The 15,398-nt window shown below is 72.0% G+C and carries 12 protein-coding genes; 7 read left to right on the forward strand and 5 right to left on the reverse strand.

Annotated features, from left to right (window positions below):
• Positions 1-14: 14 nt before the first annotated feature.
• Positions 15-1,070 (reverse strand): inorganic phosphate transporter, encoded by a 1,056-nt coding sequence (locus U5911_RS06370; protein ID WP_336036118.1) that lies wholly within the window; start codon positions 1,068-1,070, stop codon positions 15-17.
• Between the two features lie 259 nt (positions 1,071-1,329).
• On the opposite strand from U5911_RS06370, the gene U5911_RS06375 reads away from it, so the two are divergent.
• The 3 genes from U5911_RS06375 (at position 1,330) to U5911_RS06385 (ending at position 6,216) form a co-directional block, all read left to right on the forward strand.
• Complete coding sequence (locus U5911_RS06375; RefSeq protein ID WP_336036119.1) at positions 1,330-2,244, forward strand: MBL fold metallo-hydrolase; 915 nt, start codon at positions 1,330-1,332, stop codon at positions 2,242-2,244.
• A gap of 5 nt (positions 2,245-2,249) precedes the next feature.
• Entirely contained in the window at positions 2,250-4,190 is a 1,941-nt protein-coding gene (locus U5911_RS06380) for an AMP-dependent synthetase/ligase (protein ID WP_336036120.1), read from the forward strand.
• A 163-nt stretch (positions 4,191-4,353) separates the two neighbouring features.
• A complete protein-coding gene (locus U5911_RS06385) occupies positions 4,354-6,216 on the forward strand; it encodes a cation:proton antiporter domain-containing protein (protein ID WP_336036121.1) in 1,863 nt (620 codons plus the stop codon).
• A 132-nt stretch (positions 6,217-6,348) separates the two neighbouring features.
• Here U5911_RS06385 and U5911_RS06390 read toward each other — a convergent pair whose 3' ends face one another.
• The 3 genes from U5911_RS06390 to U5911_RS06400 form a co-directional block, all read right to left on the reverse strand.
• On the reverse strand, positions 6,349-6,834 hold the full coding sequence (locus U5911_RS06390) for a GtrA family protein (RefSeq protein ID WP_336036122.1): 486 nt from the start codon (positions 6,832-6,834) through the stop codon (positions 6,349-6,351).
• Complete coding sequence (locus U5911_RS06395) at positions 6,831-7,595, reverse strand: glycosyltransferase (RefSeq protein WP_336036123.1); 765 nt, start codon at positions 7,593-7,595, stop codon at positions 6,831-6,833. The genes U5911_RS06390 and U5911_RS06395 overlap by 4 nt, the downstream gene beginning before the upstream one ends.
• 79 nt (positions 7,596-7,674) lie before the next feature.
• Complete coding sequence (locus U5911_RS06400; protein WP_336036124.1) at positions 7,675-8,817, reverse strand: thiolase family protein; 1,143 nt, start codon at positions 8,815-8,817, stop codon at positions 7,675-7,677.
• Positions 8,818-8,948: 131 nt separating this feature from the next.
• On the opposite strand from U5911_RS06400, the gene U5911_RS06405 reads away from it, so the two are divergent.
• From U5911_RS06405 to U5911_RS06415, 3 genes are all read left to right on the forward strand, one after another.
• Positions 8,949-10,628, forward strand: a complete 1,680-nt coding sequence (locus U5911_RS06405; RefSeq protein ID WP_336036125.1) for a flippase activity-associated protein Agl23 — start codon at positions 8,949-8,951, stop codon at positions 10,626-10,628.
• A 143-nt stretch (positions 10,629-10,771) separates the two neighbouring features.
• The gene (locus tag U5911_RS06410; protein WP_336036126.1) at positions 10,772-12,163 is read left to right on the forward strand and encodes an ATP-binding protein; all 1,392 of its coding nucleotides are present in this window, start codon (positions 10,772-10,774) and stop codon (positions 12,161-12,163) included.
• Entirely contained in the window at positions 12,160-12,978 is an 819-nt protein-coding gene (locus U5911_RS06415; protein ID WP_336036127.1) for an MBL fold metallo-hydrolase, read from the forward strand. The genes U5911_RS06410 and U5911_RS06415 overlap by 4 nt, the downstream gene beginning before the upstream one ends.
• Before the next feature lies 1 nt (position 12,979).
• On the opposite strand, the gene U5911_RS06420 is transcribed toward U5911_RS06415, so the two are convergent.
• Positions 12,980-13,966 (reverse strand): DUF5787 family protein, encoded by a 987-nt coding sequence (locus U5911_RS06420; protein ID WP_336036128.1) that lies wholly within the window; start codon positions 13,964-13,966, stop codon positions 12,980-12,982.
• A 182-nt stretch (positions 13,967-14,148) separates the two neighbouring features.
• Here U5911_RS06420 and U5911_RS06425 point away from each other — a divergent pair, with 182 nt between their 5' ends.
• On the forward strand, positions 14,149-15,387 hold the full coding sequence (locus U5911_RS06425; protein WP_336036129.1) for a translation initiation factor IF-2 subunit gamma: 1,239 nt from the start codon (positions 14,149-14,151) through the stop codon (positions 15,385-15,387).
• The last annotated feature ends 11 nt before the right edge of the window (positions 15,388-15,398 follow it).

Below are 15,398 nucleotides of genomic sequence, written 5' to 3' on the forward strand. Positions count from 1 at the left end.
TCCCCGTCACGCCCTCACACCATCCCTGCGTGGTCGGCGACGGCGAACACGACGAACGCGAGCACGCCGGCGATGACCGGGGTCGCCAGCCACGTGGAGACGATGCGCTTCGTGACCCGCTTGTCGTAGAGGTCGAGGGTGTCGGCCTCCCAGGCCGCCCGCTCGTCGGCGTCGAGTTCGCGGCCGGACAGCGTCTCCTCGAGGGGGATGCGGCGGCTCGCGCGCCCCCAGCCGAGGCCGATGACGCACATCGTCGCGGTGATGGCGAGGCTCGCCGGGATGCCCGCCCACGAGAGGCCCGTGATGACGGTGGCGGCGACGACTTCCACGACGAGCGCGGCCTCCACGGGGAGGTCCGTGATGTCGTTCCCGACCGTCTCCATCGTGCGCGGTCCGAGCACGAACGCGCCCGCGCCGATGGCGGCGGCGCCGACGAGCACGCCGGGCGTCATCCCGAGCTGGCCGCTCCCGACCAGCGGCGCCACCGCGTTCGCGACGTTACTCGCGCCCGCCGAGAACGCCATGTAGCAGCCGACGCCGACGGTCAGCGCCTGGCCGAGGCGGCGTCGGCCCGGCGACTGGAAGTCCAGGACTGCGGCGATGCGGTCGTACCAGTACCGGCCGACGACGGCCGCGACCCAGAACGCGCCGATGGACGAGACCACCCACCACGTGACGACTTCGCCGACGACGCTCCAGTCGAGCACTCCGAGGGCGGCGCCCATGCCGACGACGGCGCCGACCGCGGTCTGGCTGGTGCCGACGGACACGCGGGCGAGGTTCCCGACGAGGATGCCGACGCCGATGAACAGGAGGACGCCGATGGACGCCCCGAGCGTGAAGTACTCCGCCGGCACGAACTCCGTGCCCAGCGTGTCCACGACGGCGGGGCCGACCGCGAGTCCACCCGCGAACACGAACACCGCCATCAGCATCGACGCCGCGCGCATGGACAGCGCGCCGCTGCCGGTCGCCGGGCCGAACGCGACGCCGGTCGACGACCCGCCGACGTTGACCCCGACGAACACCGCGGCGACGAGGCCGACGACGAACAACACCGAGAGCGCCATACGGGCGACCGAAGGGACGGCACCCAGATATTGCTTTCCGCGCCGGCAGGCGGTCCGTCAGGCACGGCCCGCCGCGCTCTCCGGTGCGGTCGCCGGGATCGGCGGGAGGGCCGGACGCGTGCCGTTTCGCCGGGAGCGACGGCGAAACCGACGCGTGCCGTCTCGCGAGGGGTGGACGGCCCTGGACGGACTGGCGTCTCGCGAGGGGCGGACGGCCGGGACGCGAACGCTTTTCGGGCGCGCGCGCCGAGTCGGCGGTATGGCAATCGGCGACGTCTTCGAGGTCGAGGACTGCACCGGCGTCTCCTACGTGGACACCGGCATGTACGACACCGCCGAGTACGGCTCCGTCTACGTGGTGGACGCCGACCGGCCCGCCATCGTGGACACGGGCATCGGCACGAACTACGAGCGCGTACTCGACGCGCTCGAGGAGGTCGGGGTCGGCCGCGAGGACCTGGAGGCGATCCTGGTGACTCACGTCCACCTCGACCACGCGGGCGGCGCCGGCTACGTCGCCGCGGAGTGCCCGAACGCGGACGTCTACGTCCACGAGGTCGGCGCGCCCCACCTCGTCGACCCCGGGCGCCTGGTCGTGGGGACCAAGGAGGCGGTCGGCGACCAGTGGCAGTACTACGTCGAACCGGAGCCGGTGCCCGAGGACCGAATCGTCGAACTCACCGACGGCGACACCGTCGACCTCGGCTCACGCGAGGTGACCGCCCACCACGTGCCCGGGCACGCCCCCCACCAGGTCGTCTTCGAGGACCACGCCGACGACGCCGTCTTCACGGCGGACGCCGCCGGCATCTGGGTGCCCAGCCAGGACCGCGTCCGGGAGACGAGTCCGCCGCCGAACTTCGACCTCCAGCAGTGCATCACCGACGTCGAGCTGATCCGCCGCCTCGACCCCGAGGTGTTGCTGTACGCGCACTTCGGCCCGGGCCCCGAGGACGTGGACGCCGTGCTCCGGCAGTACGAGCAGGTCCTCGACGACTGGGTGGAGACCGTGAAACGCGAGGTCGTCGAGCGCGGCAGCGAGGCGGCCGCCGTCGACCACCTCGCCGCGACGAACGACGTCGCCGACGTCTGGGGGGAGGGGAAGGCCCGCGAAGAAACTGCGATGAACGTCCGCGGAGTTCTCCACTACCTTAAGACCCGCGAGAGCCAGTGACACCCATGGGCTTCCGCGAGGCGGAACGCGACTACGAGGACGAGGTGACGGGGCAGACGACGCTCCCGCGAATGTTCGAGGACGCGGCGGCGCGGTACACCGACCGGCGCGCGCAGGGGTACAAGGGCGGCGTCTACGACCGCACGCTCACCCCCGACGTGTTCCCGCCCGCGCCGGACGGCGACTACGCCCACGTCACGTACGGCGAGATGCGGGACGTCGTGCGCAACCTCGCCGCCGGCTTCCGCGACCTCGGCGTCGCGGCCGGCGACCGCGTCGGCATCTTCGCGCACACCCGCATGGAGTGGGCGCAGTCGGACTTCGCGGTCCTCGCGGCGGGCGGCGCCGTCACCACCGTCTACGCGAGCTCCAGCCCCCGGCAGGTCGAGCACCTGCTCGGCGACAGCGACGCCACCGGCGTCGTCGTCGAGGGCGAGGACGAACTCGACCGCGTCCGCGAGGTCGAGGGCGCCCTCGACCTCGAGTTCGTCGTCACGATGGACCGCGTCGCCGACGACGACGCCGTCCCCCTCTCCGAGGTCTACGAGCGCGGCCAGGACGCCTACGACCGCGACGCCTACGAGGGCTGGCTCGACGACCGCGACTACGGGGACCTCGCGAGCCTCATCTACACCTCGGGCACCACGGGCAAGCCGAAGGGCGTCGCGCTCAGCCACCGGAACTTCCGCGAGAACGTCAACCAGTGCCGCAAGCGGTTCGGCCCCCGCCCCGACAGGGGCGACGTCCCCGCCATCACCGCGGACTCGCGGGTCGTCTCCTACCTCCCGCTCGCGCACGTCTTCGAGCGGCTCTCCGGGCACTTCCTGATGTTCGCGTCGGGCGCGCACGTCTGCTACGCGGAGTCCCCGGACACGCTCCGCGAGGACTTCGGGCGCTGCGAACCCACGTCGGGCACGAGCGTCCCCCGGGTCTACGAGAAGCTCTTCGACGCCGTCCGCGAGCAGGCGACCGAGTCCCCGACGAAAGAACGCATCTTCGAGTGGGCGACGGACGTCGGCCGCGAGTACCACGAGACCGACGACCCGGGGCTGGCGCTGCGCGCGAAGCGCGCGGTCGCCGACAAACTCGTCTTCGAGAAGGTCCGGGACGCCCTCGGCGGCGAGGTTGAGTTCTTCATCTCCGGCGGCGGGTCGCTGTCCCCGGAGCTGTGCTCGCTGTACCACGGCATGGGCCTCCCCATCCTCGAGGGGTACGGCCTCACGGAGACCAGCCCCGTCCTCACGGTGAACCCGCCCGAGCGCCCGCAGGTCGGCACCATCGGGCCGGCGCTCCCGGCGACCGACCTCCGGGTCGACGGGTCGGTGGTCGGCGCCGAGCAGCGCGACAGCCACGACGGCGACGTCGGCGAACTCCTGGCGCGCGGCCCGCAGGTGTTCGACGGCTACTGGGGGCTCGAAGAGGAGACCGAGCAGGCGTTCGCGGAGCTCGACGGCGACGAGTGGTTCCGCACGGGCGACGTCGTCGAGATCCGCGACGACGGCTACGTCCGGTTCCTCGAGCGCGCGAAACAGATTCTCACGCTCTCGACGGGGAAGAACGTCGCGCCCGGCCCCATCGAGGACGCGTTCGCCGCCAACCCGCTCGTCGAGCAGGCGATGGTCGTCGGCGACAACCGGAAGTTCGTCTCCGCGGTCATCGTCCCGAACTTCGAGGGCGTCCGCAAGTGGGCGGCGAGCAACGACGTCGACCTCCCCGAGGACCCGGCCGGCGTCTGCCGGGACGACCGCGTGGAGGCGCGCATCCAGCAGGCCGTCGACGAGGTCAACGAGCGCTTCGAGTCCTACGAGCAGATCAAGCGGTTCCGGCTCGTCCCCACGGAGTTCTCGGAGGACAACGGCCTCCTCACGCCAACGATGAAGAAGAAGCGCCGGAACATCCTCGAGAAGTTCGCCGACGAGATCGGCGACATGTACGCCGACGACTGACAGCCCCTCCGTCCGCCGGCAGCCGCGACTGCCCGCCGGAAGCCCTTCCGTCCGCCGGCAGCCGCGACCGCCAGCCGGCAGCGCGACGGCCGCTGCCGCGACCCGGCGCTTTAAGGGTCGCGGCGGTGAACCACGGGACGATGCAGGCACCGGAGGAGTCGCCGTGAGCTCCGAACTCATCCCGCTGGTCGCGACCATCATCGCGCTCGGCGTCGCCGCGCAGGTGCTCGCCGACCGCCTCCAGGTGCCGAGCGTGCTGTTCTTCGTCGTCGCCGGCATCGTCGTCGGCCCCGAGGTGCTGGGCGTCGTCACGCTGGACGCGCTCGGCGGCGCGGAGACGCTGTCCGGCATCGTCGGCCTCTCGGTCGCCATCATCGTCTTCGAGGGGGCGTTCCACCTGAAGCTCTCGAAGCTCCGGGAGGCGCCGGGCGCCGCCGTCCGCCTCACCACCATCGGCGCCGCCATCTCGCTGCTCGGGACGGCGCTCGCGGTCCGCCTGTTCCTCGACGCCCGCTGGGACATGGCGTTCCTCGTCGGCAGCCTCCTGGTCGCCACCGGCCCGACGGTCATCACGCCCATCCTCGACATCGTGCCCGTGCGCAACCGCGTCGGCGCCGCCCTCGAGACGGAGGGCGTCGTCAACGACGTCACGGCCGCCATCCTCGCCGTCGTCGTCTTCCGCGTCGTCAACAACCCCGGGTTCACGACGGCGCAGGTCGTCGAGGACTTCACCGTCCGCCTGGGCGTCGGCGTGCTGTTCGGACTGCTCGTCGCCGCCGCGGTCTGGTACCTCCTCGACCACGTCGACCTCTCCCGGGGGAACGCCCCGCAGAACGCCCGCCTCGTCGTGCTCGCCGGCGCGCTCGTCGCGTACGGCGGCGCCGACTTCATGCGCACCGAGGCGGGCATCGCCGCGGTCGCCACCGCCGGGATGGTGCTGGGGAACGCCGACCTCCCGTACGAGGAGGAGATCGAGGCGTTCAAGGGCGACGTGACGCTGGTCGTCCTCTCGTTCGTCTTCATCGCGCTCGCGGCCCTGTTGTCCTTCGAGAACCTCCTCGCGCTCGGCGTCGGCGGCCTCGCCGTCGTCGCGGTCGTCGCGTTGCTCGTGCGGCCGCTCGGCGTCCTCCTGTCGACGCGCGGCGACCGCTACACGCTCGCCGAGCGCACGTTCATGAGCGCGGTCGGGCCGCGCGGCATCATCCCCGCCTCGGTCGCGACGCTGTTCGCGGTCGAACTGCAGGGCAACGGCATGGAGCCGGCCGCCGACCTCCTGGTCGGCGTCGTCTTCCTCGTCATCCTCCTGACCGTCGTCTTCGAGGGAGGGTTCGCCAGGCACATCGCAGAAGCACTCGAAGTGATCCCAATGCGTGTCATCATCGTCGGCGGCGGCACCGTCGGTCGCGCGCTCGCCGAGCGCCTCGAAGACCGCGGTGAGAACGTCGTCCTCGTCGAATCGGACGCACAGATGGTCGAACGGGCGCGCAACGAGGGGTTCACCGTCCACCACGGGGACGGCACGGACACCGAGGAGCTGCGCTCGGCCGGCGCGGAGAACGCCCGCATCGTCGTCGCCGCCACCGGTGACGACGACGTGAACCTCCTCGTCGCCCAGCTCGCGGACTCGAAGTTCGACGCCGACACCATCATCGCCCGCGCGAACAACCCGGACAACGTCGACGCGTTCGAGGACCTCGGCGTCCGCACCGTCTCGTCGTCGATGGCGACCGCGTGGGGAATCGACAACCTCATCGAGCGCCCCGCGCTCGCCAACTGGATGACCGAGATCGGCCGCGCCGGCGACGTCCAGGAGGTCGAGGTCACCTCCGAGGACATCATCGGGAAGACGGTCGACGAACTCGACGAGGAGCTGCCGAACGGCGCGATCATCGCGCTCGTCGGCCGCGACGGCGACAACCAGGTGCCGACCGGGGACTTCACGCTCCAGCGCGGCGACCACCTCACGTTCCTCGGGCGGAAGGACGCGGTCCGCGACGCCCTCGAGTGGTGTCACCCCCACGACTGATGGCGCCGCTCCCCCACGACTGACGGCGCCGCTCTCACTCGCGCTCGCGTACCGTCCCGGGAGTGCCGAGTGTCGACCACCGGCGTGCCGGGCGTCGGCTACCGGACGCGTGGCCCGTCGACCAGTGGGGTGCTACGCGTCGTCCTCGTGGACGCGCCACGTGAACAGGCTCTCGAAGACGTAGTTGACGAACATCGCGACGCCGATGGCGCCGCCCTTCACGGCGACCAGCCAGAGGTCGACGCCGGCGACCGCGAGCTCCACGGACACGCCGTAGAACACCGCGACGAACAGCACGTACTGGAGCGTCGACCCGCCGGCGCGCACGACGTGCGAGCGCAGCAGCCGCCTGCCGAGCGACCGCGCGTCCATCGCGCCCTCGCCGGCGAACGTCCAGCGCTCGTTCACCGCGAACATCACGAGGATGGCCGTCTCGATGCTGGCGACGTTCGCGTACGCCGCCGGCACGCCGAACGCCGACGTCAACAGCACGAGCGTCGTCACGTCGAACGCAGCGCCGACGGCGCCGACGGAGACGAACTGCCCGAACCGGACCGTCGACGCCAGCGCCTCGAATCGGTCCGGGACGGCCGAACGCAGCCGGTCGTCCGCCGTCATCGGTGCCGGTCGACGAGCGCGGGCGGTTCGTCGCGGTGGGCCGCGAGCGCCTCGTGGAGCGTGCTGTCCCGCAGCCGCTTCGCGCGGTGGCGGGCCGCCAGCAGCGCGCGGAACAGCGCCAGCGGCGTCCGCACCGGCGACACCGTCGACCCGGGCTGGTCCTCCCACGCGATGGGGACCTCCGTCACGCGGAGGTCGAGCGCGCCCGCGATGGCGACGAGTTCGACGTCCCACGCGAACCCCGCCTCGTAGAGGTGCGGGCGGACCTGCTGCCAGCCCGCCGCCGTGACGGCTTTCGCGCCGCACTGGTAGTCGTAGAGGCTGACGTCGAGCAGGCGACCGGCCAGCCACGCGAACCCGTCGCCGAGGAACCGCCGCGCGAACGTCTGGTGGCTCGCGACCTCGGCGTCCGGGTGGCGCCGCGACCCGACGGCGAGGTCGGCGTCGCCGTCGAGCACGGGCGCCAGCACCGCCGCGAGGGAGTCGGCGGGCGTCGCGCCGTCGGCGTCCGCGAACGCCAGGACGTCGGTGTCCAGCGCCTCGAACCCGGCCGTGACCGCGGCGCCCTTCCCGCGCCGCCGGTCGGCGTTGTTGACGGTCGCCGACGTCTCGCGGATGGCGTCGACCGCGGCCGCCGACCCGGCGTCGAGTTCGACGTGCAGGCGCTGGGGGTCCAGCGTCTCCTGGAGCGCGTCGAGGTACGCCACGAGCGCCTCGACGTCCGGGTCGTAGGCGGGGACGACGACGCCGACCGAACGCATCGCTCGGAGAGACTCGGGACAGCGGTATGAATCTCGTGGTATCGGCCCGGCGGACCGACCGCCGGACGGGGACCGGGGCTTACCGCTCGAACGTGATGGCAGCGCCCTGGCCGAAGCCGACGCACAGCGTCGCGAGCCCCCTCTCGGCGTCCCGTTTCTGCATCTCGTGGAGCAGCGTGACGGGGAGGCGCGCGCCGCTCGCGCCCAGGGGGTGGCCGATGGCGATGGCGCCGCCGTTGACGTTGAACCGCTCGTTGTCGACGCCGAGTTCGTCCCGCGAGTAGACGGTCTGGGACGCGAACGCCTCGTTGAGTTCGACGAGGTCGAACTCGTCGATGGACTGGCCGGTGCGCTCCAGTAGCCCCCTCGTCGCCGGCACCGGCCCGATGCCCATCACCTCGGGGTCGACGCCAGCGACGTTGTGGTCGCCGACGCGCGCGAGCACGTCCAGGCCGTACTCGTCGGCGAACGCCTCGCTCGTGACGAGCGTCGCCGCCGCGCCGTCCGAGATCTGGCTGGCGTTGCCCGGCGTGACGGTGCCGTCGCTCTTGAAGACGGTCGGGAGCTTGCTCAGCGCCTCCATGGAGGTGTCCCGCCGGATGCCCTCGTCCTCCTCGACGAGGCCGTCGTCGGTCTCGACGGGCACGAGTTCGTCGTCGAAGCGTCCGGAGTCGGTCGCCTCCGCGGCGCGCCGCTGGCTCTGGAGCGCGTACTCGTCCTGCTGTTCGCGGCTGACGCCGTGGCGTTCGGCGACCGCCTCCGCGGTCATCCCCATCTGGAGCGCCGGGACGTTGTAGTGCTCGGAGAGCTCCGGGTGGAGGTACTGGTAGGAGTCGCCGTCCATCGGCACCCGGCTCATGTTCTCGACGCCGCCCGCGACGATGGCGTCGCGCTGGCCAGCGGCGATGGAGTCGGCGGCGCGCATGATGGCCTCCATCGAGGACGCACACCAGCGGTTGATCGAGGCCGCCGGCACGTCCTCGCCGAGGTCCGAGAGGAGCGCGATGACGCGCGCGACGTTGTTGTCCTGCTCGCTGCGCTGCTGGGCGACGCCCCACTGGAGGTCGTCGACGTGGTCGCTGGTGAGGCCGTGCTCGTCGAGGATGTGGTCGACGAGCGTGACCGAGAGGTCCTCGCTGCGGACGTCCGCGAACGCGCCGTCCTCCTTGCCCTGTGGCGTTCGGTACGCCGCCGCGATGACCGGGGTGGTGTCGCTTCCCATACCTCCGTCTTGCGTCGACACACCTTAAACCTCAGACAACGCGGCGCCTCCTGCTGGCCGTTTACTCGTGGAGTGAGACACCGGTCGCACTCATCGGAAAGCGTTTATCGCCCCCGTCGCAACGCCGTGGTATGTCTCGGTCCCGTGGCGACCGGCGCGCCGGCCGGCGGGTCGCCGTCGCGCTCGCCGCTCTCGCGGCCGTCGCCCTCCTGGCGCGCGTCTGGAACCTCGGCTGGCGGGTCGCCCACCAGGACGAGGCCCGGGTCGCGCACTGGACGCTGCACTACATGGACGTCGGCGCGTGGACGTACCGCCCCATCATCCACGGGCCGTTCCTCCCGCACGTCAACGGCGTCCTCTTCGACCTCCTCGGGGCCTCCGACTTCACGATGCGGCTGGTGGTCGCGGTCGCGGGCGCGGGTCTCGTGGTGACGCCGTGGCTGCTCCGCGAGCGGCTGTCGCGGCCGGAGGTCGTCGCCGTCGCGCTGTTCTTCGCGGGCAACCCCCTGTTGCTGTACTACTCGCGGTTCATGCGCAACGACCTCCTGCTCGCGGCGTTCATGTTCGCGGCGTTCGGGCTGTTCGTGCGCGCCCTCGACACCGGGAAGGCGCGGTACCTGTACGCGGCGGCGCTGCCGTTCGGGCTCGCGTTCACCACCAAGGAGAACGCGCTCCTCTACCCGGTGTGCTGGCTGGGCGCGCTCGCGCTCGTCCTCGACGGCCGCCTCGTGCTCGCGAGCGCCGCCGACGAGAGCCGCTTCGACGTCGCGAAGGCGGCCGCCGTCCGCGCGGCCCGCGCGGCGTGGCGGTACAAGCTCCACCTCGGGGCCGCACTCGTCGAGTTCGCCGTGGTCGTGGTGGCGTTCTACGCGCCGAAGCCCGGCCTCTACGAGGGCCTGCGGAACCCCGAACTGTTGCCCGGCGTCCTGCGGCGGGCGACCCTGGGCTCGTGGAGCGAGTTCATGCGGCTGTGGGGGTCGACGGACATGCAACAGCACTCCTACGTCGAGTTCCTGAAACACGACCTGACGGTGCTGGCGGTCGGCGCGACCGCGCTCGTCGCGTTCGCCGTCGTCGGCTTCCTCCACGAGCGGTACGCCACCGACGAGCCGCGGCCCGTCGTCGCGGCCTGCTTGTACTGGGGCGCGTTCAGCGTCTACGGCTACCCGGCGGTCGCGGACATCTCGGCCGCGTGGTCGATGATCAACGCCGTCGTCCCGCTCGCCGTTCCCGCGGGCGTCGGCGCCGCCCTCGTCTTCGAGCGCGGCCGCGCCGCCGTCGCCGCCGGCAACGCGCCCGCCGCGCGCGCCGCGGCCATCGTGCTCGTGGTCGCCGCCGCGGGCACGGGCGCGGTCGCCGCGCAGACGACGTACGCGAACGCGCAGGGCCCGGACAACCCCCTCGTGCAGTACGCCCAGCCGTCCGGCGAGATGCAGCCCACGCTCCGCGAGGTCCACGCGGCCTCCGAGCGCAACGACGGCGTCGACGTGCTGTTCTACGGCGAGGAGTTCTACAACGACGCCGAGGACGAGCGGTCGGTGTCGCTGAACCTCACACACGGCGGCTACGAGGGGTGGTTCGACCGCCTGCCGCTGCCGTGGTACTTCGAGCGCTACGGGTCGAACGTCTCCAGCACGCTGCAGTCCGAGACCATCGTCGAACGGCAGCCCCCCGTCGTCGTCATGCTCGAGAGCGACGAGTCCCAGCTGGAGGTCGACCTCGCCGAGCACGGCTACTCGCGGTCCGTCCACCAGGGCTACCAGTACGCGCGGCCGGTGGTGTTCTACGTCCACGAGAACGCGACGGCGTGACGCCGTCGTCCGCGATGGCGTCGAGCGCGTGACGGTGTCCGCGGTCCGCGGCGGCGTCGAGCGCGTGACGGTCCGAGTGCTCACCGGGAGCGCCGAGGCGACTGCGACGCCCTTATGCGCCCCCGGGGGATAGCTTACGGTTAGTGACTGCAGCGCTCGACGTCGTCGAATTCCTGTTGACCGCTCGCGTCTACGAGAAGCACGGGGACCTCGACGAGAACGACCTGCCGCCGGCCCACCGGAGCGCGCTGTGGGCCGACGACGGCGTACCGCGACCGCCGAAGACGACCGAGGACGCCGTCCGCGAGGGCAGCGGCGTCGACGACCCCTGGGACGCCGTCTCCGGGCTGATGTTCACGGACCGGGACACGTTCGCGGGGAACGTCAGCCTCGTCGACGACGAACTGGCCATCGACTGGTTCGTCGAGCGCGCGGACGCCGACCGCGTCCGCGAGAACCCCGTGCTGGCGTTCGTGCTCGACGACGAGTTCGACGTGGACTACGAGGCCGCCCGCGAGGCGAACCGGCCGGTCCAGGCCGACCCCCAGTACATCGACGGCCTGCTCGGCGAGTACTTCGACGGCGACGACGAGGAGATGCTGGACCTCGTGGAGGTCCGGTCGCCGGCGGAGATCGACGTCACCCTCGACGACATCGTGCTCACCGACGAGCAGGAGGCCGAGATCTCGAAGGTGGCGAAGGCCATCGAGCACCGGGACTACCTCGCGACCATCGGCCTCAGCGAGATCGGGAAGCTCCTGTTCGTGGGGCCGCCGGGAACGGGGAAGACGTCGACCGCGCGCGGGCTCGCCCACCAGCTCGACCTGCCGTTCGTGGAGGTGAAGCTGTCGATGATCACGAGCCAGTACCTCGGCGAGACCGCGAAGAACGTCGAGAAGGTCTTCGAGGTGGCGAAGCGGCTGTCGCCGTGCATCCTCTTCATGGACGAGTTCGACTTCGTCGCGACGACGCGCACCGGCGACGAGCACAACGCCATCAAGCGCGCGGTCAACACGCTGTTGAAGTCCATCGACGAGGTCAGCCTCGTCAACGACGACGTGTTGCTCATCGGCGCGACCAACCACCCCGACGAGCTGGACGCGGCGGCGTGGCGGCGCTTCGACGAGATCCTGTCGTTCCCGCGGCCGGACGAGGGGATGCGCGCGGAGATCCTGGAGGTCGTCACGCGCGAACTCGACGTCGAGGGCTTCGACCCCCAGGAGCTCGCCGCGGAGACCGACGGCCTCACGGGCAGCGACCTCCGGCTGGTGCTCCGGGAGGCCGTCCTCGACGCGCTCGTGGAGGACCGCACGACGCTCACGCAGGCCGACCTCGTGGACGCCGTCGAGGACTTCGAGGACCGCGACCACCTCCGCAACCTCGACACGCTCGAGGAGGCCATCGACGACCCGGACGCCGCCGCGGCGAACGGCGGGCAGGCGCACGACCACGACCACGACCACGGCGAGGGCGACGGCCACGACCACGGCGAGGGCGACGGCCACGACCACGGCCGGGACCGGGACGCCGAATGAGGGTCACGCTGCTCGGCACCGGGGACACGACGGGGACGCCGACGCCGGGCTGCGACTGCGACACCTGCGAGGCGGCCCGCGAGCGCGGCGTCGAGCGCACGCGGTTCGCCGTCCACGTCGCGTCCGACGACGGGGAGGACGCGCTCCTGCTTGACTTCAGCCCGGACTTCCGCTCCCAGTTCCTCCGCGAGGACGTCACGCTGCCGGACGCCGGCGTCGTCTCCCACATCCACTTCGACCACCTGGACGGCCTCGGGAACGCCTACCGGCTGTTCGACGACCTGCCCGTGTACGCGGCCGACGAGACCGACCCCGTCACGGGGGAGAGCGTCGCGGCGACGGTGCGCCGCCGGTACGACTACCTCGACAACGTCGCCGCGGTGCCGGTCGCGCCGCTCGAACCGTTCGCGGCGGCGGGCTTCGAGGTGACCCTCGTCCCCGTCGACCACCCGCCGCTGCTGTGTTACGGCGTCGTCGTCGAACGCGACGGCTCGAAGCTCGCCCTCTCCGGGGACACCACCTACGACGTCCCGCAGGCGTCACTGGACGCGATGCGGGACCCCGACCTCCTGCTCGCGGACGGCATCGTGCCCGCGCACCTCGCGGACTACCACCCGGAGGGCGGCCGCCACCCCGACGCGGACGGCGTGCCGCGGACGTTCGGCACCAAGCACATGACCAGGGAGGGCGCGCTCGCGCTCGGCGACGACCTCGACGCCACAGCGACCCGGGTCGTCCACGTCTCGCACTTCTACCCCGCCGACGAGGCCTTCGACGACGACCTCGCCGTCGACGGCGAGTCCTTCGACCTGTAGGTCAGAACTGGTCGAGCCCGGACTGCCGCCGCCGGCCGCCGGCGTCCGCGCGCCACGGCGTGTTCCGCTCGCGTTCGGCGTCGAGGTCGGCGTCCGGCGGGTCGGCCGGGTCGTAGCCCGGACAGTCGGGGCCGCACTCCGCGGCGGCGTCGACGAGGCGGTCCTTGTACGCGCAGAACGGCAGCGCCGCCGCGTCGGCCTCCGCGCCGCGGTCGGCGTTCGCGCACGCCGGGCGGTCGTACGTCCGCCAGCCCTTGCCGTACGCGCGCTCGGCGACGCGGCGGCGCTGCCGGGCCTTCTCCGCGGCGGTCACCGGCCACACGTCGGTCTTCCCGGCGCTCTCGTCGAGGACTTCCAGGCCCGGTCCCTCGGCGTCCAGTCGCTCCGGTTGGCGGATCACCTCGATTGGGTCCTCGCGGTCGAAGTCCACGCGCCAGACGCCGACCTCGTCCGGGAACCGGTTCAGGTGGGCGCGCGTGACGTGGCTCTCGGTCGCGACGACGGCGTAGTCGAGCACGCCGAGGCTGGCGTCGTGGCGGAGCTGGCGCGCGAGGCCGCCGGGCCGCCCGAGGTCGGGCTTGTTCTCCACGCCGACGAGGCCGCCGACCCAGTCCGGGTAGCGGGTGGTCTGCCGGACGACCGTCTGGCCGCCGCGGCGGTCGACGTCCAGGAAGCCCGCGTCGGCGCCGTGCTCGGCGAGCGCTCGCGCGCGCTCCGGCGGCCGGTCGAACACCCTGGTGACGCGCTCGTACTCGCCGACCGGGACGTCAGCGTCGAGCGCGGCGGGCGGAATCCCGTCGCTCGTCAGGGCGACGCGGTCGTCGAACGCCGGGCCCGGCAGCACGCAGACGGCGTCGACGATGCGGCCGCCGGCCTCGTGGACGCTCGTCCCGAGCTGGCGCGCGACCACGCCCGGCTCGCCGACGCCGGGGACGCCGCCGGCTTCGAGGTGCGCGCACAGCCGGAGCTCGAACCCGAACTCTCGCACGGTCGCCCGGTACGTGGCCGGCGAGGATAAACGGTGCGTCCCGCCCGGCGCGGACGCACAACGGCGGTGGCCGGGAGGCGTTCGCTCGTCTCGCGGCGCGAGGCGGCCCCTGGCTGGCGACCGCGTAACAGTAGGTTTATCAGTCGTTCGGGGCGAAATCCACGCAAGATTACTCTGTGAACATGGCAGGCAATCACCGACAACCGGAGGTGAACATCGGACTGGTCGGACACGTCGACCACGGCAAGACGACGCTCGTCCGAGCGCTCAGCGGCGAGTGGACCGACCAGCACTCCGAGGAGATGAAACGCGGCATCTCCATCCGCCTCGGGTACGCCGACGCGACGCTGCGGCGGTGCCCGGACTGCGACGAGCCGGAGTGCTACACGGTCGCCGAGACGTGCCCCGAGCACGGCACCGAGACGGAGGTGCTGCGCACGGTGTCGTTCGTCGACGCGCCCGGCCACGAGACGCTGATGGCGACGATGCTCTCCGGCGCCGCCATCATGGACGGCGCGGTGCTGGTCGTCTCCGCGAACGAGCCGGTCCCCCAGCCCCAGACCGAGGAGCACCTGATGGCGCTGGACATCATCGGCATCGACAACATCGTCGTCGCCCAGAACAAGGTCGACCTCGTGGACGCCGAGCAGGCCCGCGAGAACTACGATCAGATCCAGTCGTTCGTCGAGGGCACGGTCGCGGAGGGCGCGCCCATCGTCCCGGTCTCCGCCGAACAGGAGATCAACGTCGACCTCGTCATCGACGCCATCGAGCGCGAGATACCGACGCCGGACCGCGACCCGTCGGCGGACCCGCGGATGTACGTCGCGCGGTCGTTCGACATCAACAAGCCCGGCACCGAGTGGGAGGGCCTGACGGGCGGCGTGCTCGGCGGCAGCCTCGTGCAGGGCGAACTCGAGGCCGACGAGGCCATCGAACTCCGGCCCGGCCGCGAGGTCGAGGAGGGCGGCCAGACGGAGTGGCGGCCCGTGACGACCGGCGTGCGCAGCCTCCAGGCCGGCGGCGAGACCGTCGACTCGGTGTCGCCGGGCGGCCTGCTCGGCGTCGGCACGGGCCTCGACCCGAGTCTGACGAAGGGCGACGCGCTCGCCGGCCAGGTCGCCGGGCCGCCGGGCACGCTCCCGCCGACGTGGGACTCGTTCACGATGGAGGTCGACCTCCTCGAGCGCCTCGTCGGCGCCGAGGAGGGCGAGGAGGTCGAGGACATCTCCACGGGCGAGCCGCTGATGCTCACCGTCGGCACCGCGACCACGGTCGGCTCCGTGACGAGCGCCCGTGACGGCGAGTGCGACGTCCAGCTGAAGCGGCCGGTGTGCGCGCCCGAGGGGTCGAAGATCGCCATCAACCGCCGCGTCGGCGCGCGCTGGCGGCTCATCGGCGTCGGCACGCTCACGGGGTGATGCGAGTCGCC

This window comes from Halobacterium yunchengense (genome assembly GCF_037031165.1).
Classification (GTDB): Archaea; Halobacteriota; Halobacteria; order Halobacteriales; family Halobacteriaceae; genus Halobacterium; species Halobacterium yunchengense.

Coding starts and splice junctions, on each gene's coding strand:
- U5911_RS06370 (WP_336036118.1), bottom strand. CDS start 1,070: ATGGCGCTCTCGGTGTTGTTCGTCGTCGGCCTCGTCGCCGCGGTGTTC.
- U5911_RS06375 (WP_336036119.1), top strand. CDS start 1,330: ATGGCAATCGGCGACGTCTTCGAGGTCGAGGACTGCACCGGCGTCTCC.
- U5911_RS06380 (WP_336036120.1), top strand. CDS start 2,250: ATGGGCTTCCGCGAGGCGGAACGCGACTACGAGGACGAGGTGACGGGG.
- U5911_RS06390 (WP_336036122.1), bottom strand. CDS start 6,834: ATGACGGCGGACGACCGGCTGCGTTCGGCCGTCCCGGACCGATTCGAG.
- U5911_RS06395 (WP_336036123.1), bottom strand. CDS start 7,595: ATGCGTTCGGTCGGCGTCGTCGTCCCCGCCTACGACCCGGACGTCGAG.
- U5911_RS06400 (WP_336036124.1), bottom strand. CDS start 8,817: ATGGGAAGCGACACCACCCCGGTCATCGCGGCGGCGTACCGAACGCCA.
- U5911_RS06405 (WP_336036125.1), top strand. CDS start 8,949: ATGTCTCGGTCCCGTGGCGACCGGCGCGCCGGCCGGCGGGTCGCCGTC.
- U5911_RS06415 (WP_336036127.1), top strand. CDS start 12,160: ATGAGGGTCACGCTGCTCGGCACCGGGGACACGACGGGGACGCCGACG.
- U5911_RS06425 (WP_336036129.1), top strand. CDS start 14,149: ATGGCAGGCAATCACCGACAACCGGAGGTGAACATCGGACTGGTCGGA.